General features: G+C 57.2%; 22 protein-coding genes. 3 read left to right on the top strand and 19 right to left on the bottom strand.

Translation table 11 applies throughout. The features are described from left to right. Positions 1-55: 55 nt before the first annotated feature. From MRK42_RS10325 to yceD, 14 genes are all read right to left on the bottom strand, one after another. Positions 56-997, bottom strand: a complete 942-nt coding sequence (locus MRK42_RS10325) for a site-specific integrase (RefSeq protein WP_338612468.1) — start codon at positions 995-997, stop codon at positions 56-58. Between the two features lie 371 nt (positions 998-1,368). Then, entirely contained in the window at positions 1,369-2,148 is a 780-nt protein-coding gene (locus tag MRK42_RS10320; protein ID WP_338612359.1) for a YchF/TatD family DNA exonuclease, read from the bottom strand. A gap of 21 nt (positions 2,149-2,169) precedes the next feature. Next, complete coding sequence (gene holB, locus MRK42_RS10315; protein WP_201977598.1) at positions 2,170-3,117, bottom strand: DNA polymerase III subunit delta'; 948 nt, start codon at positions 3,115-3,117, stop codon at positions 2,170-2,172. After that, positions 3,102-3,728 carry a dTMP kinase gene (gene tmk, locus MRK42_RS10310; RefSeq protein WP_042069406.1) on the bottom strand — a complete coding sequence of 209 codons (627 nt, stop codon included), beginning with the start codon at positions 3,726-3,728 and terminating at the stop codon, positions 3,102-3,104. Before tmk ends, holB begins: the two co-directional genes overlap by 16 nt. After that, positions 3,728-4,729: an endolytic transglycosylase MltG gene (mltG, locus tag MRK42_RS10305; protein WP_026458414.1), complete on the bottom strand. Its 1,002-nt coding sequence runs from the start codon at positions 4,727-4,729 to the stop codon at positions 3,728-3,730. The genes tmk and mltG overlap by 1 nt, the downstream gene beginning before the upstream one ends. Then, positions 4,719-5,525, bottom strand: a complete 807-nt coding sequence (gene pabC / locus MRK42_RS10300) for an aminodeoxychorismate lyase (RefSeq protein ID WP_234923345.1) — start codon at positions 5,523-5,525, stop codon at positions 4,719-4,721. Before pabC ends, mltG begins: the two co-directional genes overlap by 11 nt. Before the next feature lie 67 nt (positions 5,526-5,592). After that, positions 5,593-6,834, bottom strand: a complete 1,242-nt coding sequence (fabF, locus tag MRK42_RS10295; RefSeq protein WP_026457724.1) for a beta-ketoacyl-ACP synthase II — start codon at positions 6,832-6,834, stop codon at positions 5,593-5,595. Positions 6,835-6,916: 82 nt separating this feature from the next. Continuing rightward, on the bottom strand, positions 6,917-7,153 hold the full coding sequence (gene acpP, locus MRK42_RS10290; RefSeq protein WP_005300909.1) for an acyl carrier protein: 237 nt from the start codon (positions 7,151-7,153) through the stop codon (positions 6,917-6,919). A 157-nt stretch (positions 7,154-7,310) separates the two neighbouring features. Then, positions 7,311-8,045 (bottom strand): 3-oxoacyl-ACP reductase FabG, encoded by a 735-nt coding sequence (gene fabG / locus MRK42_RS10285; RefSeq protein WP_005300916.1) that lies wholly within the window; start codon positions 8,043-8,045, stop codon positions 7,311-7,313. 13 nt (positions 8,046-8,058) lie between these two features. Beyond that, a complete protein-coding gene (gene fabD / locus MRK42_RS10280; protein ID WP_017788074.1) occupies positions 8,059-8,994 on the bottom strand; it encodes an ACP S-malonyltransferase in 936 nt (311 codons plus the stop codon). A gap of 69 nt (positions 8,995-9,063) precedes the next feature. After that, positions 9,064-10,023 carry a beta-ketoacyl-ACP synthase III gene (locus MRK42_RS10275; protein WP_338612356.1) on the bottom strand — a complete coding sequence of 320 codons (960 nt, stop codon included), beginning with the start codon at positions 10,021-10,023 and terminating at the stop codon, positions 9,064-9,066. A 7-nt stretch (positions 10,024-10,030) separates the two neighbouring features. Beyond that, on the bottom strand, positions 10,031-11,050 hold the full coding sequence (gene plsX / locus MRK42_RS10270) for a phosphate acyltransferase PlsX (RefSeq protein ID WP_338612355.1): 1,020 nt from the start codon (positions 11,048-11,050) through the stop codon (positions 10,031-10,033). A gap of 9 nt (positions 11,051-11,059) precedes the next feature. Then, positions 11,060-11,227, bottom strand: a complete 168-nt coding sequence (gene rpmF, locus MRK42_RS10265; protein ID WP_026458762.1) for a 50S ribosomal protein L32 — start codon at positions 11,225-11,227, stop codon at positions 11,060-11,062. Between the two features lie 19 nt (positions 11,228-11,246). Further along, the gene (gene yceD / locus MRK42_RS10260) at positions 11,247-11,768 is read right to left on the bottom strand and encodes a 23S rRNA accumulation protein YceD (protein ID WP_042026477.1); all 522 of its coding nucleotides are present in this window, start codon (positions 11,766-11,768) and stop codon (positions 11,247-11,249) included. 119 nt (positions 11,769-11,887) lie between these two features. On the opposite strand from yceD, the gene MRK42_RS10255 reads away from it, so the two are divergent. Beyond that, the gene (locus MRK42_RS10255) at positions 11,888-12,469 is read left to right on the top strand and encodes a Maf family protein (RefSeq protein WP_338612354.1); all 582 of its coding nucleotides are present in this window, start codon (positions 11,888-11,890) and stop codon (positions 12,467-12,469) included. 99 nt (positions 12,470-12,568) lie between these two features. On the opposite strand, the gene rluC is transcribed toward MRK42_RS10255, so the two are convergent. Next, positions 12,569-13,513 carry a 23S rRNA pseudouridine(955/2504/2580) synthase RluC gene (gene rluC, locus MRK42_RS10250; RefSeq protein ID WP_201977591.1) on the bottom strand — a complete coding sequence of 315 codons (945 nt, stop codon included), beginning with the start codon at positions 13,511-13,513 and terminating at the stop codon, positions 12,569-12,571. A 412-nt stretch (positions 13,514-13,925) separates the two neighbouring features. Here rluC and rne point away from each other — a divergent pair, with 412 nt between their 5' ends. Continuing rightward, positions 13,926-16,976, top strand: coding sequence for a ribonuclease E (gene rne / locus MRK42_RS10245; RefSeq protein WP_338612353.1), 3,051 nt, complete (start codon positions 13,926-13,928; stop codon positions 16,974-16,976). Positions 16,977-17,846: 870 nt separating this feature from the next. Here rne and MRK42_RS10240 read toward each other — a convergent pair. The 4 genes from MRK42_RS10240 to apbC form a co-directional block, all read right to left on the bottom strand. After that, positions 17,847-19,316, bottom strand: a complete 1,470-nt coding sequence (locus MRK42_RS10240) for an inorganic phosphate transporter (RefSeq protein ID WP_338612352.1) — start codon at positions 19,314-19,316, stop codon at positions 17,847-17,849. Between the two features lie 387 nt (positions 19,317-19,703). After that, positions 19,704-20,285: a dCTP deaminase gene (gene dcd, locus MRK42_RS10235; RefSeq protein WP_041207718.1), complete on the bottom strand. Its 582-nt coding sequence runs from the start codon at positions 20,283-20,285 to the stop codon at positions 19,704-19,706. Between the two features lie 63 nt (positions 20,286-20,348). Further along, complete coding sequence (gene udk / locus MRK42_RS10230) at positions 20,349-20,993, bottom strand: uridine kinase (protein ID WP_026457952.1); 645 nt, start codon at positions 20,991-20,993, stop codon at positions 20,349-20,351. A 110-nt stretch (positions 20,994-21,103) separates the two neighbouring features. Continuing rightward, positions 21,104-22,186 (bottom strand): iron-sulfur cluster carrier protein ApbC, encoded by a 1,083-nt coding sequence (gene apbC, locus MRK42_RS10225; RefSeq protein WP_338612351.1) that lies wholly within the window; start codon positions 22,184-22,186, stop codon positions 21,104-21,106. A 186-nt stretch (positions 22,187-22,372) separates the two neighbouring features. Here apbC and metG point away from each other — a divergent pair, with 186 nt between their 5' ends. Next, on the top strand, positions 22,373-24,406 hold the full coding sequence (gene metG / locus MRK42_RS10220; protein ID WP_338612350.1) for a methionine--tRNA ligase: 2,034 nt from the start codon (positions 22,373-22,375) through the stop codon (positions 24,404-24,406). The last annotated feature ends 79 nt before the right edge of the window (positions 24,407-24,485 follow it).

Raw genomic sequence — 24,485 nt, 5'->3', positions numbered from 1 at the left:
CCACCAGATCAGAGAGATATCATTTAACATAAAAAAGTGAGTGACGCGGTAATGATTACAGCAATCCATCAAGCGCATGGTCGGAGAACTTGTTTGCATCGTCGAAGTACTCCTGCAAGGTACGCATGTCTTTGTGGCGAGTCACTTCGATGATCTTGTTCATGGGTTTGCCTGCGGTCACCGCCGAGGTAATAAAGCCTCGGCGCAAACTGTGACCACTGACATAGAGATCATCGATGGCCTGGCCGGTACGACGCTTGATCATCAGGTTGATGCCTTGCGGGCCGAGCGGTTCCTCCGTGAGTTGCCCCCAACGGTTCATACGGCGAAACAGTGCCCCCTCCTTGATACGGCTTTTTTCCAACCAGCGCTGTAGTCCCTGAACCGGACAATATTGCTTGCCAGGCACCAAAGCTATTTCGGTTTCGTGCAGCTGATGTTTGCTGGGTTTGAGACGAAGCCTTATCCCCTGCCCCACAAAATCCAGGTCGTTGACTTCAATTCGTGCAGCTTCCGATCGGCGCAATGCGCCACTGAACATCAGCAGCAACAAGGTATGGTCACGAAGGCCCGCCAGGGTTGAGGTATCGATCCCGCTCAACACTCTGGCCAGAGGTTGCAGTGTCAGGGCACCAGTTTTGCGCTTTCGGTTGTCACCGAGCCGCACTATGCCGCGCATCATCTCCTTGATTTCGGGATGTTCGGTTGGCATGGGGTGAATGCCTTTTTGCTTGAAGGCGTAGCGGATCCCTGCAAGTCGTCTCACCAGAGTAGCCGGCTTGCGCGGTTCGCCATTACGTAGCTCCCCCTTGCCCTCTTCCTTATCCAGCCATACCCAGTCGGCCAATACCCCATCGGCCTGATCCGCCAGAAAGTTCATGATGTCGTGATGGGTTGTTTGCAGTGGATCGAGCCCATGTAACTGGCACCAGAATACGAAGATACGGGTATCCGCCTGATAGGCATTGAGTGTGGAATCAGCTTTCGCACTGCGCAGAAATCGCCTGGCCCGGCTATTTAACTGGGCATCAAAGACGGTTTGCAGTGACTGATGTGCGGGGTTTGAAAAAGTAGGGTAAGCCACGTAACACTATGATTCTATGTGAAGTTTCGAAAGATCTTACAGGATCTTCAAGATCCTTCAAGTATCGATAATGAATATTATCGATACTTAAGAGACTTCATTTAACGAAACAAACCCCGAGGGCAATCCTTTATTTTTTAAGACACTCGTTAACTCGTTTAGCAACAACATTGGCATGAAGAAATATCTTTTGTGAGAGATAACGCATGGAGCACATGAAAATTTGAATATCAAGGTTTCTGAAGTTTAAAGAAAATGCCCCACTTTTGCGGGGCATTTTGTGACTAAGGTTTGGCCAGTTTGAACAATTCGAAGAAATTCCGGCTAGTGGCTTCTGCCAATTCGGCCAGGGGGATCTGACGCAAATCTGCAATAAACTGGGCGACATCTCGTACAAACGCGGGTTCGTTCTCCCTCCCCCGATGAGGCACGGGGGCAAGATAGGGTGAGTCCGTTTCGACCAGCAGTCGCTCCAGAGGCAGCGCTTTGACCACGGCTTGCAAGGCAGATGCATTCTTGAAGGTCGCAATACCCGATATGGAGATATAAAAACCCATCGCCATGGCGGCCTCGGCCATTTCCAGGGATTCGGTGAAACAGTGCAGCACGCCGCCCACCTGATCGGCCCCCTCTTCACGCATGATCTTCAGCGTATCTTCTTGGGCATCACGGGTATGGATGATGAGTGGCTTGTTCAGGGCGCGCGCTACCCGGATATGTTCACGGAACGAAGCTTGCTGCACCGCCTTGTTTTCCGGCGAATAAAAATAGTCGAGTCCGGTTTCACCGATGGCAACGACACGAGGATCGGCGGCCTGGCGCAGCAGGAGATCGGCATCGACACCCGGCTCTTGATTAAGCGGATGCACCCCACAGGACGCAAACACCTGGGGATAAGGCGAAATCGCTGCCATCATGGTTGGAAACTGCGCCTGGGTGACGCTCACACACAAAAAATATCCCACATCCAGCTTCGCCGCCTTGGCCAGGACATCTGCCATATCGGTTTGCTTGCTGCCATAGCTGAGGCGGTCAAGATGACAGTGGGAATCGACGAGTAACATAAACAACCTTTCTTTTCAGATCTATAACCAGCGGCTGAGCCAGTTCATCAGATGGATGGTGGGATTGGAAAGCTGTCCCGGCTGACAAGCAGCCTTGAGGGCGAGCAGCTGCTGCTCCGCGTCGAGCAGTTTTTCGCTGGAGTGTTGCTCGGCCAGCTGTCCACTGAGCGCCGCCAGATCCGGCATCGCCAATTGATGATGGCCACAGCCAGCCTGGATTTTTAGAGCATCACATATAAAGAGCTGCAACCAGTGTAAGCGGACCTGTGTCTCCTGACCCAGTTGTGAGCAGAGTACGGTTGCCTTGCTCGGCGCCTTGCCGAGGGCCACGAAGTGCTCCAACAATTCGCGACGGGCGCCATCCTGTTGCTGCTCGATATAGTCGAGTACCCGCAACGGTGCCCCCTGACAAATCCGCACCTGAGCCAGGGTCGCCTGATGCCCCTGCTCCGCCAACCAACGAACCGTCTCCCCTTCAGCGGGTAATTGACAGACATGCTTGTGGCAACGACTCAATATGGTGGGCAACAATCGGGAAACCTGGGAAGCAATGAGCAGCAGCAAGCTGTCGCCAGCCGGCTCTTCCAGCGTCTTCAGCAGCGCATTGGCCGCCGATTCCGTCATCCGCTCCGCATCGGGAATGATCACCACCTTGCCACGCCCCAGCTGGGCAGACCCCTGCAGCCGGTTGCAAATATCGCGAATGGCCTCGACCCCGATGGTTTTCCCCTCACGGGATAGCTGACCCAGATCCGGGTGATTGCCCTTGTCAAACAGTTGGCAGGAGTGACAATGACCGCAGGGCTCTCCCCGATCCGGTTGCTGACAGAGGTGAAGGCGGGCCAGGCGTTCCGCCAGCTGCTCCTTGCCAAGACCGGGATCGCCCAGCAACAACCAGGCATGGCCCAGCCGCCCACTGGCGGCTGTCTGGCTCAGGGCCTGCCAGTCGGGGATCAACCAGGGATACATAAATGCGTATCCAGCGCGCTTTCGATGGCGGCTTTTACCTGATCCGGAGTCTGCTCTGCATCGATCACCACAATGGAATCATCTTTGGCCGCGAGCTCAAGGTAACGGTGGCGGGTACGTTCAAAAAAACAGAGCTGTTCGAGCTCGATGCGATCCAGCTCACCGCGATGACGGGCCCGCTGTAAACCAACGGCAGGATCGATATCGAGATAGAGAGTCAGATCCGGTTTGAAGTCACCGAGCACCGCCTGCTTGATGGCACCAATCAAGTGGGCGTCGATGCCGCGGCCGCCCCCCTGATAGGCCTGGGAGGAGAGATCGTGGCGATCCCCCACTACCCAGATCCCCTCGGCCAGCGCCGGCTTGATGCGGGTTTCCACCAGTTGTACCCGGGAGGCATACATCAACAGCAGCTCGGCCTCGATGGTGAGCCGCTCGTCGTGCACCTCCTTGACGATGCTGCGCATCCGCTCGGCCAGCGGCGTGCCACCCGGTTCGCGGGTGCACTCGATGCGGTCGATGCCGTGGTTATGCAGATAATCGGTGACATAACGCACCGCGGAGCTCTTCCCTGCCCCTTCCAATCCTTCGATCACGATAAATTTAGACATTAGGACTTCTTCAATATGTATTCACGAACCGCCCGATTGTGTTCATCGAGGGTCTTGGAAAAATGGTGGGCACCGCCCCCTTTGGCGACAAAATAGAGATAATCGGTCGACTTGGGATTAAGGGCTGCCTCAATGGAGGCCTTGCCAGGCATGGCGATGGGGGTGGGCGGCAAGCCGTCGATCACATAGGTGTTGTACGGGTTCTTGTCGGTCAGATCGCTGCGGCGGATATTGCCATCGTAGCGATCCTTCACCCCGTAGATCACGGTGGGATCGGTCTGCAGCTTCATGCCAAGACGCAACCGGTTGACGAAGACAGAGGCAATTTGTGCCCGCTCCTCTGGTTTGCCGGTCTCCTTCTCGATGATGGAGGCCATGATCAGCGCTTCATAAGGGGTTTTGTAAGGTAGGTTGGCCTGACGTTTTTCCCAGCTCTGTTGCAGGAAGGCTTCCATATCCTGATGCGCCCGCCGCAAGATGGAGAGATCGCTGGCATGGGTGGTATAGGCATAGGTTTCCGGCAGGAACCACCCTTCCAGCTTGCCATTTTCAATGCCAAGCTCGCGGGCCAGTTCGTCCTCGGATTGCTCCACCGTCAGGCGCTCCAGATAAGGGGCGCTAGAGAGCTGCTTTTGCCAGTCCTCAAAACGGGAGCCTTCGACAAAGGTCAGGCTGAAATGAAACTCTTTGCCCGAGGCAAACAGGGAGAGGGTCTCCTTGAGCGGGGCTCCCTCCTTGATTTCATAGGTACCTGATTTGATTGCGACCAGTTCGGGATGACCCCGCAACCAGAGCCGCACCGCCCAGGGGCTGGTTTCCCCCTCCCCCAATTCGGCGATCAGACGAGCGGCATGGGCCCCTTTCTCCACCGTAAAGAGCCGGGTCGGCCCCTTGTTGGTAAGCGTCTCCACTTGTTGCCACTTGTAGTGCACATAACCCCCGGCGGCGGCCACTGTCAGGGCCGCCCCCGCGAGCAGGGTGTAAAGCCGATTAAACTTCAATGACCAAACGCTCCTGTAAACGACGACTCAATACTGCTGCGGGATAGCGAAACTCTTCAATGCCGTTGACCGGCACCACTCCCATCAGGGTGTTGGTGAGCCACACTTCTTCCGCTTGTCGCAGTGACTCCAGCGGAGCCTCTACCACACGCAACTCAATACTCATCTGTTTCAACATCATCATGATCTTGCGCCGCATGATGCCATCGACACCGCCACGGGCCAGATCGGGCGTGAACACCGTCTTACCCCGACGCCAAAACAGATTGGCACTGACCCCTTCCACCAGACAATCCCTGCTGTTCAGCACTACTCCTTCGACTGCACCGCGACTGACTAGTTCGCTTTTAAGCAACACTTGTTCCAGTCTATTCAAGGTCTTGAGACCGGCCAGCATGGGAGCATCGCCAATCCGTTGCCGGCATACCAGCATCTCGATCCCGCTTTGTTGCCATTCGCTGTAATGTTGCGGGAAAGGCGCAAGGGAGAGGATCCGGGTGGGATGCCGGCAGTCACTGCCATCATAACCACGCCCACCTTCGCCACGTGTCAGGACAACTTTGGCCACACACTCTGCTTGTTCGGCCACGAGCGAATCGAGTTCCTCTGCCAGCAGCTCCCAATCCGGGTCTGTGATCCCCAGACGGAGGTTAGCTTGCTGCAGTCTGGCCAGATGAGCAGGCCACTCCAGCACTCGACCATTCCTGACCGCCATGGTAGTGAAATGGCCATCTCCATAGGCAAGACCGCGATCCTTGGCCGAGATGGCATCGACATTCATTCCATTGATAAGCAAGGGATCCCTCCGATAAAAAAGGCCCGATACCGTCAGTATCGGGCCCCTGTCATTGCCCTTCGGCAAATTATACGCGTTTGAAGATCAGTGAACCATTAGTACCGCCAAAACCGAAGGAGTTGGAGAGGGCGTACTCGAAGTTCCCCGGCTTGGCCACGTGAGGAACCAGATCCAGGTCACACTCCTCATCCGGGTTATCCAGGTTGATGGTCGGCGGCGCGATCTGATCGCGCAGGGCCAGAACGGTAATGATGGCCTCAATGGCGCCCGCAGCACCCAACAGGTGACCGGTCATGGACTTGGTGGAGCTGATCATCAGGGACTTGGCATGCTCGCCAAATACCTCTTTCATGCCACGCAATTCGGCAACATCGCCCAGCGGAGTGGAGGTGCCGTGCGCGTTGATGTAACCGATCTGCTCGGGCGCGATCCCGGCATCCTTGATGGCGTTCTTCATGGCGCGAGCACCACCATTGCCATCGGCGGGAGGCGCTGTCATGTGATAGGCATCGCCACTCATGCCAAAGCCAACCAGCTCGCCATAGATCTTGGCACCACGGGCCTTGGCATGTTCGTACTCTTCCAGCACCAGTACACCGGCACCGTCACCCAGCACGAAACCATCGCGATCCTTGTCCCATGGACGGCTCGCCTTCTGCGGTTCGTCGTTGCGGTTGGAGAGCGCCTTGGCTGCGGCAAAGCCGCCCATCCCCATCGGGGTGGAAGCCTTCTCGGCACCACCGGCGACCATTACGTCCGCATCGCCATAGGCGATCATCCGGCCGGCCATGCCGATGGCATGAGTGCCCGTGGTACAAGCGGTGGTCACGGCGATGTTGGGGCCCTGCATGCCTTTCATGATGGAGAGATGACCGGACACCATATTGATGATGGTGGACGGCACGAAGAAGGGGCTCAGCTTGCGGGGGCCGCCGTTAACCAGGCTGCTGTGGTTCTGTTCAATCAGACCCAGGCCACCGATGCCGGAGCCGATGGCCACGCCGACACGCTCGGCATTCTCTTCGTTGATAACAAGGCCAGAATCATCCAGTGCCTGGATACCGGCTGCCACGCCGTATTGAATGAAGAGATCCATCTTGCGAGCTTCTTTACGGTTAATACCGTACTGCTCGGGATCAAAATCTTTGACCTGGCCGGCGAAACGGGTTGCAAACTCGCTGGCATCAAAGTGTTCGATGGGGGAAATGCCGCTCTGCCCGTTGAGCAGGGCTTGCCAGCTGGATTCAGCAGTGTTGCCCACCGGGGAAAGCATCCCCAAGCCGGTCACCACGACTCTGCGTTTTGACACTGAGGTAGTCTCCGAGAGGTATTTTGAAAGGGAACAAATATAAAAGAAGCGGCCCTTGGGCCGCTTCCTTCAGAACAGGAAATTATTCCTGATTAGCGGTGATGTAGTCGATAGCCGCTTGAACAGTGGTGATCTTCTCGGCTTCTTCATCAGGAATTTCGGTATCGAATTCTTCTTCCAGCGCCATTACCAGTTCAACGGTATCCAAAGAGTCAGCGCCCAGGTCGTCGACGAAGGAGGCAGCGTTCTTAACGTCTTCCTCTTTAACACCCAGTTGTTCGATGATGATTTTCTTTACGCGTTCTTCGATGTTGCTCATGACCTGAATTTTCCTTTAAAAATACGCTATTGCGTCTGGTTGGGGTAGTTTATTCAATTGACGTGAGTTTGCAAGTAGCTTGCTGCTGGTCAAACCACGAAATTCGCCAAACTTCGGCGTACTATCGCAAATTTGAACAGATCTCACGACAAATTGATTACACCATGTACATCCCGCCATTAACATGCAGGGTTTCGCCAGTGATGTAGGCGGCATCATCCGATGCCAAGAATACCACAGCAGCGGCAATTTCTTTTGGATCGCCCAGACGAGCGGCAGGTACCTGGCTCATGATGCCGGCACGCTGCTCTTCATTGAGCGCCTTGGTCATATCGGTCTCGATGAAACCGGGGGCAACCGCGTTCACGGTAATGCCGCGGGAGGCCACTTCACGGGCCAGCGACTTGGTGAACCCCACCAGGCCCGCCTTGGCGGCCGCGTAGTTGACCTGACCGGCGTTGCCCATGGTGCCGACCACGGAACCGATGCTGATGATGCGGCCATTGCGCTTCTTCATCATGGCGCGCAGCACCGGCTTGCTCAGACGGTACAGGGAGGTGAGGTTGGTGTCGATGATCTCGTTCCACTCATCATCCTTCATCCGCATCAGCAGGTTGTCACGGGTGATCCCGGCGTTGTTGATCAGGATGTCGATGTCGCCAAAACGCGCCTTGATGGCGGCGAAGACGGCTTCGATGGATTCCTGGCTGGTCACGTTCAGCGCCATGCCGCAACCCTGTTCACCCAGATAGGCGCTGATCGCCTCGGCGCCGCTCTCGCTGGTCGCAGTGCCGACTACCTTGGCGCCACGGGCAGCAAAAGTTTCAGCAATCGCACGGCCGATGCCACGACTGGCACCGGTCACCAACACAACCTTATCGGTAAAGCTCATTCATTGCTCCTGTTTACTTGATCTGGGCCAGCGCCTGCTCGAAAGAGGCGGCATCGTTGGCATGAATACCTTCCACGCGCTTGTCGATGCGCTTGGCGAGCCCGGTCAGTACCTTGCCCGGTCCCATTTCGATCTCGAGGATGACTCCCTCGTTGGCCATCCGCTCGACAGTCTCGGTCCAACGAACCGGGCTGAACAACTGACGCACCAATGCCTGCTTGATGGCGGCCGGATCCTGCTCACAGGATACGTCGACATTATTGATGACGGCGATGGCAGGAACCTTGATCTCGATCCCGTCCAGCGCAGCTGCCAGTTTTTCGGCGGCAGGTTTCATCAGCGCGCAGTGGGAGGGCACAGAGACCGGCAGCGGCAGCGCACGCTTGGCACCGGACTCTTTCATCAGCACGTTGGCGCGCTCGACGGCCTCTTTGTGACCGGCGATGACCACCTGGCCCGGGGAGTTGAAGTTGACCGGAGAGACCACCTGCCCTTCAGCCGCCTTCTCGCAGTTGGCGGCGATGGCGTCGTTGTCCAGGCCGATGATGGCGGCCATGGCACCGGTGCCTTCCGGCACGGCTTCCTGCATGGCCAGACCACGCAGCTCAACCAGTTTGACCGCATCGGTAAAGGCCAGCGCGCCGCTGCAGACCAGGGCGGAATACTCACCCAGACTGTGGCCTGCCATCACGGCGGGGGTCGCTCCACCCTGCTGTTGCCACAGGCGCCACAGCGCGACAGAAGCGGTCAGCAGTGCAGGCTGGGTACGCCAAGTCTTGTTCAGCTCTTCGGCCGGACCTTCCATGACCAGGGCAAACAGGTCATAACCCAGCACCTGGCTCGCCTCGGCGAAGGTCTCCTTGATCACGGCATGTTGTTCGGCCAGCTCGGCCAGCATGCCGACGGTTTGGGAGCCCTGTCCCGGGAAGGCAATGGCAAATTGGGTCATCATTGATTCCTTTAAATAAGAGAAAAATGAGAACGGCAGGATGAGACGCTCGTCCCATCCCGCTGACGATCAGAGGCGAACCAGCGCCGAGCCCCAGGCAAAACCGCCGCCGAAGGCTTCCAGCAAGACCAGCTGGCCCGGTTTGATCCGGCCGTCACGCACCCCTTCATCAAAGGCGATGGGCACGGAGGCGGCAGAGGTGTTGCCGTGTTTGTCGAGGGTCAGCACCACCTTGTCCAGCCCCATGCCAAGTTTCTTGGCGGTGGCGCTGATGATGCGGAAGTTGGCCTGATGGGGCACCAGCCAGTCCAGCTCGCTCGGCTCGGTGCCGGCGGCGGCCAGGGTTTCGGTGACGATCTCGCTCAGACGGGTGACCGCGACTTTGAAGACATCATTGCCCTTCATGTACATGTAGGCTTCGAGCTCGGCCCCCGGCATGCCGCGACGGGGCTGCGGCAGCTTGAGCAGCTCGCCGTAACGGCCATCCGCATGCAGATGGGTGGAGAGGATGCCGGGGGTGTCGCTCGCACCGATCACCACGGCCCCTGCCCCATCCCCGAACAGGATGATGGTGCCACGATCCCCGGGATCGCACATGCGCGACAGCACATCGGCGCCGACGACCAGCACGTGGCGGGCGGCACCGGATTTGACGAACTGATCGGCAATGGAAAGCGCGTAGGTAAAGCCGGCGCAGGCGGCCGCCACGTCGAAGGCCGGGATCCCTTGCACCCCGAGCAGCCCCTGCAGTTCACAGGCGGCGGCCGGAAAGGCGTTTTCGGCGCTGGTGGTGGCCAGCACTATCATGTCGAGATCGGCGGCCGTCAGGCCCGCGGCCTCCAGTGCGCGCAGGGCTGCTTGGTGAGACAGGGTTGCAACGGTTTCATCGGCACCGGCAATACGGCGTTCACGGATCCCAGTTCGCTCCACAATCCATTCGTCACTGGTCTCTACCATCTGTTCGAGGTCGGCGTTGGTACGTACTGAGTGCGGCAGATAGCTGCCAGTACCCAAAATTTTGCTATGCATAGAGTTCTTATAGGTCCCTGTCGGAGAAGACAGTTTCAAGGCGATCTGCTATTTGCAGTGGGAGTTGATGTTTGGCCTCTTGTGCGGCCAGCAGGATCGCATTACACAGGGCGCGTCGTTCGGCCCGCCCATGACTTTTTACCACAATGCCGCGCAATCCTAACAGACTTGCGCCGTTATACTGGTCGGGGTTCAGGTAAGAAAAACGCCGTTTGAACAGAAATCCTGCGATCCGGCCAAGAAAAGTACGCTTCTTGCGGGGATATCCGGCCAGTTCGGCCATCATCCTCACTACCCCTTCCGCCGTTTTGAGGGCAACATTGCCGACAAACCCGTCGCATACAATGACGTCGCTATCGCCGCTGAAGATGCAATCTCCCTCGACAAAGCCAACATAGTTGAGGGCGGAGCACTGACGAAGCAACTCGGCGCTGTGGCGTACCAGATCGTTCCCCTTGATCTCCTCCTCGCCAATATTGAGCAAGGCAACCCGGGGGTCAGCAATGCCCTCGACCTTCTCAGCCACCACAGACCCCATCACCGCGAATTGCAGCAAGGTATCGGCATCGCAACTGACGTTGGCCCCCAGATCCAGCATCACGGTACGTTTGCCACTCAAGGTGGGCAGCGCCTTGATAAGAGCTGGACGGTCGACGCCGGGCAGGGATTTGAGCACGCACTTGGCCATGGCCATCAGGGCACCGGTATTGCCGGCACTGACGCAGGCATCGGCTTCGCCGGATTTCACCAAGTTGAGCACTACCCGCATGGAGGAGTCTTTCAGGGTACGCAGCGCCACGATCGGCTTGTCGCCCATTCCCACGACCTGGGAGGCATGCACGAAACGAACGCGGGGGTGATTGAGCAAGCCATGTTGCTGCAGCAGTGAGGAGGTCTGGTGTTGCTCACCGACCAGAATAAGTTTTAGTTGGGGTAAAAGAGACAGTGCCTGCACGGCGGCAGGCACTGTTTCCGAGGGGCCAATATCTCCCCCCATGATGTCTAGCGCGACAGTTTGCGTAGACAAAGGCAATCCTTAAGCGATTACCTTTTTACCGCGGTAGAAACCATCGGCAGTCACGTGGTGACGACGATGGGTTTCGCCACTGGTCTGATCAACAGTCAGGGCAGCGGTGGTCAGCGCATCGTGGGAACGACGCATGCCACGCTTGGCACGGGTTTTACGGTTCTGTTGTACGGCCATTGTAGGCTAACTCCTAAATTCACTTACGTTTAAGCTCTTCAAGAACTGCAAAGGGATTCGGCCGCTCATCAGCAGGTTCGATTTCACCCCAGGTCATCTCCATGTTGCCTCGCGGGCACGCATCCAGAGAATGCATGGCCACTTGAGGCAACGAGAGGATGAGTTCATCCTCCAGGATTTGATGAAGATCTATCTCGCCGTTTTCGTCCAACTCAATGGGCTCATAAGCTTCCGGCAGTTCTTCCTCGTTTGTTCTTTCGAACAGCGGAGTGTAGATAAATTCAGCTTCACAGAGATGTTCGAAAATCTCTCCGCAGCGTTGGCAAACCAGGTCAACCTTGGCATGGGCAGTGCCTTTCATAACGGTCAACTTCTGGACATCTTTGCCAAAGTGCAGTGATACCTCGATATCACTCTGCAAGCCAGCGGTTGATTCCTCCAGCCTGGGCATCTGCGACTTTTCCACCATCCCGACATAATCGAGCAGCTTCGAGGCACTACGGACTGGATCAACCTTAACGGGCAACTTCACCTTTTGCATAGGGCGCGAATAATATAGGTCTAACAACTGATAGTCAAAGGAAAAAGTCCTTACCGCCGATGATTTTAACCTCACAAGTCCCTAGAATGCCGGTACTCGTTCTCATCGGTACCTGAATTATGCCACAGAATCTGATCCTCGCCTCAACTTCTCGTTACCGCAAAGCCTTGCTGGAGAAGCTCGGCCTCCCCTTCGAATGTATTGCCCCCGAGGTGGATGAATCCCCCCTGCCCCGTGAAACCGCCGAAGCGCTGGTGGCTCGCCTTGCCCACACCAAGGCCGCAGCCATCGCCAATCGAGTTGATCATGGCTTGATCATCGGTTCTGATCAGGTGTGTGTATGCGATGGTCGTATCCTCGGTAAACCGGGTACAGTTGACAGCGCCGTTGCCCAACTGATGGCGGCGCAGGGACGCAGTGTTACCTTCTACACCGGACTCTGCGTACTGGATGCCGTTTCCGGTCGTGCCGAGCAATTGGTAGAGCCCTTTACCGTCCATTTTCGTACTCTGGGCGAGGATGCCATCCGGCGTTATGTGGAGGCCGAGATGCCACTCGACTGTGCCGGCAGCTTCAAGTGCGAAGGAATGGGAATAGTGCTGTTCAAAGGGCTGGAGGGACGCGATCCCAATGCGCTGATCGGCCTGCCGCTGATCGGCCTGATCGAGCTGCTAGAGCGTCACGGTCTTGCTCTCCCCTGACCTCATGACTCGGCATAAAATGCCACAAAATAAAACGGGAGCCCAGGCTCCCGTTTTTTGATCAGCAACGACTCGAAAAGAGCGCGCCGGATATTGGCATCAGCGAGGCAACCCGTTCAGGAAGGTGTCGAGCTCGGGGGAAAGCGGCGCCTCGACTTGCATCTCGCGGCCATCGGCCGGATGGGTAAAGGTCAGCTTCCAGGCATGCAAAAAGAGTCGTTTCAGCCCTTGGCTGCGCATTTTCTCGTCAAACGCGGCTTCTCCATACTTATCATCACAGGCGATCGGGTGACCGGCATGCAGGGTATGGACACGGATCTGGTGGGTACGACCGGTGATCGGACTGCACTCGACCAGGGTCGCCTCGGCGAATTGACGCACGATCCGAAAACGGGTTTCCGACGGCTTGCCATCGGCACTGACCCGCACCACCCGCTCGCCAGATTGCAACTCATTTTTGCGCAGCGGCGCATTCACCACCCTGACATGTGACTGCCACTGGCCACGTACCAGCGCCAGATACTGTTTGCGCATGGTCTTGACCCGCAGCTGCTCGTGCAGACTGCGCAGGGCACTGCGCTTCTTGGCGACCAGGAGCACACCTGAGGTATCGCGATCGAGACGATGCACCAGCTCGAGGAAACGGGCTTCGGGGCGCAGCGCGCGCAGCCCTTCAATCACGCCGAAACTGAGGCCACTGCCGCCATGCACCGCCATACCGGAAGGCTTGTTCAGTACGATCATGGCATCGTCTTCAAACAGGATCTGACTCTCGAGGCGCTGGATAACCCCAAGGTTGGCCGAGGGCAGCTCATTTTTTTCGGCCACACGCACGGGGGGCACCCGCACTTCGTCGCCCGCGCAGAGTTTGTACTCCGGTTTGATGCGCTTTTTGTTTACCCGCACTTCGCCTTTGCGAAGGATGCGATAGATCAGGCTCTTGGGGACGCCCTTTAGCTGAGTCTTGAGAAAATTGTCGATGCGCTGCCCGTCATGCTCAGCTTCGATGGTGAGCAGCTGCACTTGTTGATGTATCTGTGTCATGGCGCGGATTTTAACACTGCCTGAGCCCCTTGGCTGCATGGTTTGTTGAAAAATGGCGCCTTGCTATAAAAGAGGTTTAAATGGGATAATAAACAAGGTTTTGTCATTGTGTTCAAGCCTTGTACTAAGTGGCCAAAAAGTATGCCACCCAATCCCGAAACACCGTGTATACAAGAACATGTCGGTTCCCGGGTGCGAGGTACAACGCATGGAGAACACAAACATCACCTTTAATTTGTCTCCACTGCGGCATCCGTAACGTCCCTTCTCGAGAAGTGATGACCAGAGCGCCCTCAGTTTGCGCCTCATGCATACCCCAACCGGGAGGTTGCCCCAGTATGCTGAAGACCCGAGGCCGGCGCCGGCAGGACCCAGGTGGAGGAAATCAAAATGACACAATAATGAGAACTCAATGAAAAGAATGCTGATCAACGCAACTCAAGAAGAGGAGTTGCGCGTAGCGCTGGTTGACGGACAACAGCTCTACGATTTGGATATTGAAAGTCCGGGACACGAGCAGAAGAAAGCGAACATTTACAAGGGCAAGATCACCCGCGTAGAACCCAGTCTCGAAGCTGCTTTTGTCGACTACGGCGCCGAGCGCCACGGTTTCCTGCCTCTCAAGGAAATCGCCCGCAATTACTTCCCCTCCGGTTACTCCTATCAGGGTCGTCCCAACATCAAAGAAGTGGTCCGTGAAGGTCAGGAAGTTATCGTCCAGATCGACAAGGAAGAGCGCGGTACCAAGGGTGCAGCCCTCACTACTTTCATCAGCCTGGCCGGTAGCTACCTGGTACTGATGCCGAACAACCCCCGCGCCGGTGGTATCTCCCGCCGCATCGAGGGTGACGAGCGGACCGAGCTGAAAGAAGCCCTGAGCGGACTGACCGTGCCGGACGGCATGGGCCTCATCGTGCGCACCGCAGGTGTGGGCAAGTCTCCGGAAGAGCTGGAGTGGGATCTGAACGTTCTGCTCAACCACTGGGATTCCATTCACAAGGCCTCACAACAGCGTGCCGCTCCCGTGCTGATCCACCAGGAAAGCAACGTGATTGTGCGCGCCATTCGTGACTACCTGCGTCGCGATGTGGGCGAGATCCTGATCGACAACCCGGTGATTTTCGAGCGTGCCAAGGCTCACATCGAGCTGGTTCGCCCCGATTTCCTCAATCGTGTGAAGCTGTACAAGGGTGAAGTTGCCCTGTTCAACCACTTCCAGATCGAGAGCCAAATCGAGTCTGCCTTCCAGCGTGAAGTGCGTCTGCCCTCCGGTGGCAGCATCGTCATCGATCCAACCGAGGCACTGACCTCCATCGATATCAACTCCTCCCGCGCCACCAAGGGCGGTGATATCGAAGAAACCGCGTTACAGACCAACCTGGAAGCAGCCGACGAGATCGCTCGCCAGCTGCGCCTGCGTGACCTGGGTGGCCTCATCGTCATCGACTTCATCGACATGACCCCGGTTCGCCATCAGCGCGAAGTGGAGAATCGTCTGCGTGAAGCCGTGCATCAGGATCGTGCCCGCATCCAGCTGGGCCGTATCTCCCGTTTCGGTCTGCTCGAGATGTCTCGCCAGCGCCTGCGCCCCTCCCTCAACGAGTCCAGCAGCCATATCTGCCCTCGTTGCCAGGGCCAGGGTGTGATCCGCGACAACGAGTCGCTGGCTCTGTCCATCCTGCGTCTCATCGAAGAAGAGGCCATGAAGGACAACACCGAACAGGTGCATGCTCAGGTACCGGTCGATGTCGCCGCCTATCTGCTGAACGAAAAACGTTCCTCCATCGCCAGCCTGGAGCAGCGTAATGATGTTCGCGTCTACATCATTCCGAATCAGCATCTGGAAACACCGCACTATGAAGTGACACGCATCCGCCAGAGCGAGATCCCGGAAGGGGCCAGCTACGAGCTGAAAACCGAAATTGCCAAGCCGGTCTATCAGCCCAAACAGGCTCAGGTGATCGAACGCGAGCAGCCGCTGCTGCAAGGCTTTGCCCAGCCGACTCCGCCAGCGCCTGTCGCCCAGCCGCAAGCGGCCGCGACCGTGGCAACTCCGGCACAGGGCAGTGGCTTCTTCAGCAAACTGTTCAAAGGGATCGCTGGTCTGTTTGGTAGCGAACCCGCATCTGCTGATGTGAAAGCGCCTGCCGAGAAAGCGGCCGCAGGTCGTGAGACGCGCAACAAGGAAGAGGGTCATCGTCACCAGCGTGAAGAGGGCCGTGGCCGTGGTCAACGTGGTCGTCGTGATGACAATCGCGGTAACCGCAACAATGCCGATGCGTCCGAGAAGCGTGATAACGCCGGCCGTGATAATCGCGAAGGAAGCGAAAACCGCAACCGTCGTCCTCGCAAGGAGCGTGAACCGCGTCAGGATCGTGAAGTACGCACTGAACAGCGTATGGAACGTGAACCTCGCGAGCCTCGTCAGGAACGCGAACAGCGTGAACCTCGTGCCCCGCGCCAGCCTCGTGCCCCCCGCGAACCTCGCGCGGAAGTGATGGTTGACGCCGTAGAGACCGCTGCCGTTGCCGCAGAACCGCGTCAGGAAAAAGAGCAGAAAGTGGCCGAGCGCCGCGAACGTCGTCAACTGCGCAAGCAGATCCGTGTCGATGTTGCTGCCGCTGACACCCCTGCCCTGCCGGTTGAGGACGTTCAAACTGCCGCCGTGGAAACAAATGTTGCCCACGAGCAGGATGAGCAGGCCGAAGGCCAGCGCCGTTCCCGCCGCACTCCGCGCAACCAACGCATCGAAGGCCAGCGTCGCAAGCGCATCAACGAAGAGGCTCGTAGCCAGCGTGATGAAGAGCCGCAGGCCGAAGTGACAATGACTGCAGCGGCTCAATCCGATGCAGCCCAGGTCAAAGTGGAAGAGCCTGCAGTACCGGTGATCACTATTCCGAGCGCCGAAGCTGTTGCCGCAGCCCTTCAGGCCTCTGCCGCGCTGACCGAGCATGTGGTCGTTGAAACCATCGCGGAAGAAGCTGCCGACAAGGTGGAAGCCACTGTTGCTGACACTCAAGCAGAAGCAGAAACAACTGAAGTTGTTGTAGATGCAGCCCCTGCGACCATCGCCATCGAAGCCTCCCCCGAGGTCGAGAGCGTAAGCGTGGTTGAGGCTGTAGAAACCGCAGAGGTTGCAGAGCCGGTTATCGCAGCCGAGCCAGTGGCTCCTGTGGTGAACGAAGTTGTCGCACCTGTTGTCACCACAACCGAAGAGGTTGCTGTGGAAGCAGCGGAACCTGCTACGACCATCACCAAGCAGGTTATGCACGGTGCTGGTTTGCTGGCGCGCGCCCGCAAGGCATCTGCGCCGATGGCTACTCCGGCCGAAGCCCCTGCCCTGCCTGCCCGCGAGCCGGTTGATTACCCGCCGCTGGTACGCAGTGAGGTCAGCAGCTCAGGTCGCCATGGTGGCAGCACCGCTGCCGTCAACGCGGCTTCCTGCCCGGCTGGTCGTCCGTAATCGCTTAATCAGCAAGCCTGATTTGCAAAGAGCCACTCCCAGGAGTGGCTCTTTTTATTTGTCGCACAGTTAACTTTGGCAAAATATCAGTTTTGTCCTGTTGGATACAGGTATCTGCTACTTGCTTTGACTTGATCATCCAAGTACTACTGAGCCAGTGCCTTCGGCACAAGGCTCCCCTTTTCCATCCCTCAGATCTTCACTATTACCCTCATCATCTTGCCAATTGCCTCCGACTCTTTACTGCCTGGCCTTGTTAGAGAGTATTGAGGTTTCAGATCTGGGTTTAAGATATTGTCATCAACATTTAGTTTGTTGGCATATATAGAGGTTCTTATCGACACATCTCTGTTCTCGGCCCCCCTTTCAAATCAACAACATGGCTGATGATGGATGATAACTAGTGGCGAGTTTCAATGAGTAGTCCAGTGCATCTCCTATCGATGAATTTGGGCCATTGATATGAGATAACAAACACGGAGATGGCTCGGCAGGAACATCATCTAGCCCTTCAAGTATCGACTCTTCGTTACATACCGCCGTCACGCATACAGAACGAACTGTGCCGCTCGTTCAGCCTCTGCCGACAAGGCAATCTATTTTCGCCGCTAACCAACTCACCTCTGCTCTCCCCTCACAACACTTCTGTAGCCATTCAAGTCTTATCCTATGATTTCGTCCCCCTTGCCTTATCACCATCGTGAAAAGCCTGGAAATTAGGAGTCCCCTCTTGTCGCCAAGTAAAAGCAATCTGACAACCAAGTCCATTAAAAGCAGTCTGCGCTTTTTAGAAGGTCAAGGCATCGACTGCTCTCAAGCTGCGGACAAGAAAAAAGGGCCCGCAGGCCCTTTTATAAATTACGTTGCTGTTCAACCAAACAAATGATTGCTGATGATGAACAGGCCACCGGAGAGCAACATAGTCAGCGGTAGGGTCAGTACCCAGGCCATCAGGATGGTCTTGATGGTCTGGCTCTGCAGGCCGGACTTGTTCGCCACCATGGTGCCCGCAACCGCAGAAGAAAGGATATGCGTAGTGGATACCGGCATGCCGGTCAAGCTGGCGACCCCGATGGAGCTGGCTGCAGTGATCTGGGCCGCAATACCCTGGCTGTAGGTCATACCGGAAGAACCAATCTTCTCCCCCACGGTGTGAACGATGCGGCGCCAGCCCACCATGGTGCCGCACCCCAGCGCCAGCGCGATGGAGACGATGACCCAGGTCGGCGCGTATTCGGCGGTCGCGGTCAGATCCTTGCGCCACTTGGCCAGATCGGTCAGCTCCTTGGCCGGCAGCGGCAATTTGGAGACCTTGCGAGCAGTATCGTCGATACAAAGCAGCAGACGGCGCACTTCACGGCGATCACTCGGACTCAGTTGATCGTAAGTACGCACGGCGTCTAGGCGAGTATCCAGCGTCGCCATCGCCTGCAAGGCACTGTCGGCAGAGCAGTGAGTCAACAGCTCTTCCTTGGTAGCCGCCGGAGCCGAGAAATTGATCACCTCACCCAAAGCAGCCTGGTTACGCTGATAGATCTCCATGATGCGATGATTGGCATCCTGGGTGCGATCGAGGTCGTAGGCGCGGCTGTTCATGTCCAGCGCGAAGTAGGCCGGCGCCATGCAGATGAGCACCAGCATCACCAGACCGATCCCTTTCTGACCATCGTTGGAGCCATGTACAAAGCTCACCCCCATGGCCGACGCAACCAGAGTGAGACGAGCCCAGAACGGCGGGTGCTTTTTGCCATCGACCAGCTGACGCTCTTCCGGCGTTTTATGGATCTTGTTGCTGGTCCAGATACGCTTCATCGCCAGCAGCAACAGGGCCGCAACGATAAAACCGATGGTAGGAGAGATGATGAGGGAGAGCATGATGTCGATGGCCTTGCCCACGTTGATCCCCTGGGTCACCGGTTTATGGCTGATCCAGGCATAGGCGCCGCCAACCCCAAGAATGGAGCCAATCAAGGTGTGGGAGCTGGATGCCGGGATCCCGAAGAACCAGGTGCCTAGGTTCCACACGATGGCGGAAAACAGCAAGGAAAACACCATGATCAATCCCTGGGTGGAATCCATCCCGAGCAGCAGATCGATGGGCAGCAAGTGAACGATGGCGTAAGCCACCCCCAGGCCACCAAACATGACACCAAAAAAGTTGAAGATCCCGGAAGCCACAACCGCCAGATGAGCGGGCATTGCCTTGGTATAGATCACCGTTGCTACCGCATTGGCGGTATCGTGAAAGCCGTTGATGAATTCATAGGCCAGCACAAAAAAAACGGCCAATACCAAACCGATTGACCACCACAAACCCAAACCACTGAACATTTCAAACATAAAAAAAAGCCTGTTTATGAGTTGCGGCGGATTATGCCAGATGGCGGCCAACGCCATAGCCACCCATGAAATATTTCAGCCATAAAAAAAAAGAGCATTTTTCATCAGTACAGCTTAGGTACAGGTTCCATGCGGCCTGTCGAGGATTAATTAAATCAACCATTCATTGCTTAAAACGCGTTATTTCATGTGCTTTCTAATTACAAAAACGCTCTTTTTACTATTTATAAACCCCAAAACGACCTAATCAAGGTCATAAAACGCACAGCAAAACATCTTTTGTCGCTGGCCGTGTCTCCTTTGATGACCCCTAATTCCCATGGTTGCCGACAGACGGATACAAAAAAGGAGCACTGAGTGCTCCTTTTCGTGTTATCTGCCGCCACCTCAATCCTGGTTGATACGGCTCGCGACGGCGCCCTGCTGGCTCTTGTACTTGGCGTTTTCCCGTTTGTTGTAGGGACGTGCCGCAGTCCCCGAGAGCATCTCGAAGTTCAGCGCGCCGATCTTCATCTTGGGACGCAGCGCCAGCGGCAGCTTGCCGCCGTTGTAGAACTCCAGCACGATGCGGCCGGACCAGCCCGGGTCGATACGGTGTGCGGTAACGTGCACCATGAGACCAAGGCGCGCCAGCGAAGAGCGACCATCCAGCCAGCCGACGATATCCGCAGGCAGGGTAACGGATTCATAAGTCACAGCCAGTGCCAGCTGGCCCGGGTGCAGATAGAAGGCTTCGCCATCCGGAATGTGGATCTCGTCGCTCATCACCCGATCGATGGCGTCGGCCATTTCACTGCTCGGGCCGCTCAAATCGATATAGGGGGCGGTGTGATCGCGAAATACCCGAAACTCGTTGCCGAGCAGCACATCGACGCTGACGCCACTGATCCGCTCCACACCGGGTCTGGGTTCGATGACGATCTTGCCTTCATCCAGATGACGTTCGATATCGGTATCACAAAGACGCATTGGGCGACTCTCCTGACAAATTATTCATTTAAAAAAGCCGGGCATCACCCGGCTTGTTTCATCTTAACCAATCAACATGTGGCGGATACGCGCCTTGAGCATGTCGATCGCGATACGGTTCTTGCCGCCACGGGGCACGATCACATCGGCATACTGCTTGGAAGGCTCGATAAACTGCAGGAACATGGGGCGCACGGTTTTCTGGTACTGCTTGAGTACGGAATCCATGGTTCGGCCACGCTCCTGCACGTCGCGCACCAGACGGCGCAGCAGGCAGATGTCGAGCGGGGTATCCATGAAAATGGAGGCATCCATCAAATCGCGCAGACGGCTGTCGGTCAGCAGCAGGATCCCTTCCAGAATGATCACCTTGCGCGGCGCAAAGCGGGTCACTTCACTCATCCGTGTGTGCTCGGAGTAGGAGTATTGCGGGATCTCGACTCCCTCCCCCTTGAGCAGAGAACCCAGGTGCTCTACCAGCAGGCTGTGATCCATGGAGCTGGGATGGTCATAGTTGGTTTTGACCCGCTCTTCCATGGTCAGGTGGGATTGATCCTTGTAGTAGCAATCCTCGGAGATGACACCGATTTCCCCAGCCCCCAGCTCAGCCACCAGCTCTTCATAAATGGTCTGGGCGATAAGACTTTTACCGGACGCAGACGCGCCCGCAATACCGATGATCACACACGAATGTTGAGTATCAGACATGACAAATACCTAAAAGAGAAGAGCTGTGGGGATGATTTAAACCGATCCATTATATGAAAAAGGGTGGGCCATGCCCACCCTCAATTCCTTTTCAAGCTATCGACAGCCGATTAATCACCCAGCGCCCGGGTGTAGAGGGGGGTCGCAATCGGTTTTGCGCTGAAAAAGAGTTCAGCCCCTACCCTGCGGGCCAGCTTCAGATAGGCCTGAGCCAGGGTGCCTTCCGGCGCACCGAACACGGTCGGACAGCCATCATCCATGTGCTGGCGAATGTCGATGTGCAGCGGCATCTGGCCAAGCAGCGCCACATGATACTGCTCCGCCATCTTCTGGCCACCGCCGGTGCCAAACAGCGGTTCGTGATGACCGCAAGCGCTGCAGACGTGGTAGCTCATGTTCTCTATGATGCCGAGCACGGGCACATCGACTTTGTTGAACATGGCCACCCCCTTGCGCGCATCGGCCAGCGCCACATCCTGCGGCGTGGTGACGATCACCGCTCCCGAGGTGGGCACCTGCTGGGCCATGGTGAGCTGGATGTCGCCAGTGCCTGGCGGCATGTCCACCACCAGATAATCCACTTCGCCCCAGCGGGTTTCACCCAGGATCTGCGCCAGCGCCTTGCTTGCCATGGGACCACGCCAGATGGTGGCGTCCTGCTCGGCAACCAGATAGCCGATGCTGTTGCTCTTGAGGCCGCACGCCATGACCGGCTCCATCATCTTGCCATCATGGCTGACGGGGCGCTCCTTGAGGGTACCCATCATGGTTGGGATGGAGGGGCCATAGATATCCGCATCCAGAATGGCGACCCGCGCCCCCTCCTTTTGCAGCGCCAGCGCCAGGTTGACGGCAGTGGTGGATTTGCCCACCCCCCCCTTGCCGGAGGCGACAACGATGATGTTGCGAATGCCCTGCACCGCCGCCAGACCCTGGGCCCGCGGCATGCTGGCGACGTCTATTTCAAGCTGCCAGTCGATGCGGGAGACCCCGGTCGCCGTGCGCAGCCTGGCGTCGAAGTCATCCTTGAGCTGCTCAAGCAGCGAGAGGCCGGCAAAGGGCAGCACCAGCCGAATGGTGAGCCCCTGATCTTCATGGATGATCTCGCGCACGAAGCCGGCATCGACCAGATCCTTGTGCCAGCCGGCAGGCTTAAATTCGGCGAGGATCTGTTTTACTGAATCAATCACCATTAACTCCTCATTATCTCGTCATTATCTTGAGGTGAACGGTTACCGCACACAAATCAGTGGCTTGCCTGCCGCACTCAACACGGCGTCCACCGGGCGGGGCAGCGCCACAACCCTAGGCAGGCTACCCCCAATTCGGGTAACATGCACGGCACTGTATCATCCCAACAAGCACATCAAGAACGTATTATGGCAACTGATCCTCGTACAATGCTGGTAACCTGCGCCCTTCCCTATGCCAATGGCTCCATCCACCTCGGCCACATGCTGGAACACATCCAGGCCGATATCTGGGTTCGTTATCAGCGAATGCGCGGTCATCAGGTCCACTTCATCTGTGCCGATGATGCCCACGGCACCCCGATCATGCTCAAGGCGCAGCAGATGGGGATCACCCCGGAAGAGATGATTGCGGCAGTTTCCCAGGAGCACCAGGCAGATTTCGCCGGCTTCAACATCAGCTTCGACAACTACCACTCCACCCACAGCGAAGAGAACCGCGAGCTGGCGAGCCTCATCTACACCCGCCTCAAAGAGGCCGGCAAGATCAGCAGCCGCACCATCTCCCAGCTGTTCGATCCGGAAAAGGCCATGTTCCTGCCGGACCGCTTCGTCAAGGGCACCTGCCCCAAGTGCAAGTCCCCGGATCAGTACGGTGACAACTGCGACAGTTGCGGCGCCACCTACAGCCCGACCGAACTGATTGACCCGAAATCAGCCGTCTCCGGCGCGACCCCGGTAATGAAGGATTCCGAGCACTTCTTCTTCGACCTGCCCCAGTTCGAAGCCTGGCTGGCCGGCTGGGTACGTGGCTCCGGCGCCATCCAGGAAGAGATGGCCAACAAGATGCAAGAGTGGTTCGAAAGCGGCCTGCAGCAGTGGGACATCACCCGCGACGCCCCCTACTTCGGCTTCGAGATCCCGGGCGCCCCTGGCAAATACTTCTACGTTTGGCTGGATGCCCCCATCGGCTATATGGCGTCGTTCAAGAATCTGTGCAACAAGCGCGGCGATATCGATTTTGACAGCTACTGGAAAGCGGATTCCGACGCCGAGCTCTACCACTTCATCGGCAAGGACATCGCCTACTTCCACTGCCTGTTCTGGCCATCCATGCTGGAAGGGGCGGGTTTCCGCAAGCCGACCAAGGTCAACGTACACGGCTATGTGACCGTCAACGGCGCCAAAATGTCCAAGTCCAAGGGCACCTTCATCAAGGCTTCCACCTACCTGAACCACCTGGATCCGGAGTGCCTGCGCTACTACTACGCAGCCAAGCTCAACAGCCGCATCGACGATCTGGACTTGAACCTTGAAGACTTCGTGCAGCGCGTCAACGCCGACGTGGTCAATAAGCTGGTCAACCTCGCCTCCCGTAACGCCGGCTTTATCGCCAAACGCTTCGACGGCAAGCTCGCGGCGACCTGCGCCGAGCCTGAGCTCTATGCCGAGTTCGCCAACGCCCGCGCCGCCATCAGTGAAGCCTACGAGAGCCGCGAATTCAGCCGCGCCATCCGCGAGATCATGGCCCTGGCCGACAAGGCCAACCGCTATGTGGACGACAAGGCCCCCTGGGTCATCGCCAAGCAGGAAGGGGCAGATGCCGAGCTGCAAGCGGTCTGCTCCGTCGGTATCAACCTGTTCCGCGTGCTGATGGCTTACTTGAAGCCCGTCATGCCGCAGCTGGCCGAGCGCGCCGAAGCTTTCCTGGGTGAGACCCTGACCTGGGATGGCATCGCCGCCCCGCTGGTCGACCACACCGTCGCTCCGTTCAAGGCGCTGTTCTCCCGCATCGAGCCGGCCAAGATTGAAGCCATGATCGAAGCCTCCAAGGAGGATCTGGCCAAGGAGCAGGCGCCGAAAGTGACCGGCCCGCTGGTTGATGACCCCATCAGCGAGACCATCACCTATGACGACTTCGCCAAGGTGGACCTGCGCGTGGCGCTGATCAAGAAGGCCGAAGCGGTGCCGGAAGCAGACAAGCTGCTGAAACTGCAGCTCGACATCGGCGGCGAAACCCGCCAGGTGTTCGCCGGCATCAAGTCCGCCTACAACCCCGAAGATCTGGAAGGCAAGCTGACCGTGATGGTGGCCAACCTGGCCCCGCGCAAGATGCGCTTTGGCATGTCCGAAGGCATGGTGCTGGCTGCCGGCCCCGGCGGCAAGGATCTCTGGATCCTGGAGCCCCAGGAAGGCGCCCAACCCGGCATGCGCGTCAAGTAAACGCGATTTCACATCCCATCTCAAGAGAGGCCCCTGGCCTCTCTTTTTTCATGCCCGCCCCACTGCGCCAAGGGCTAAC

This window comes from Aeromonas sp. 19NY04SH05-1, from assembly GCF_040581895.1.
Taxonomy (GTDB): Bacteria; Pseudomonadota; Gammaproteobacteria; order Enterobacterales; family Aeromonadaceae; genus Aeromonas; species Aeromonas enteropelogenes.
This window is presented reverse-complemented; position numbering and strand designations above follow the sequence as displayed.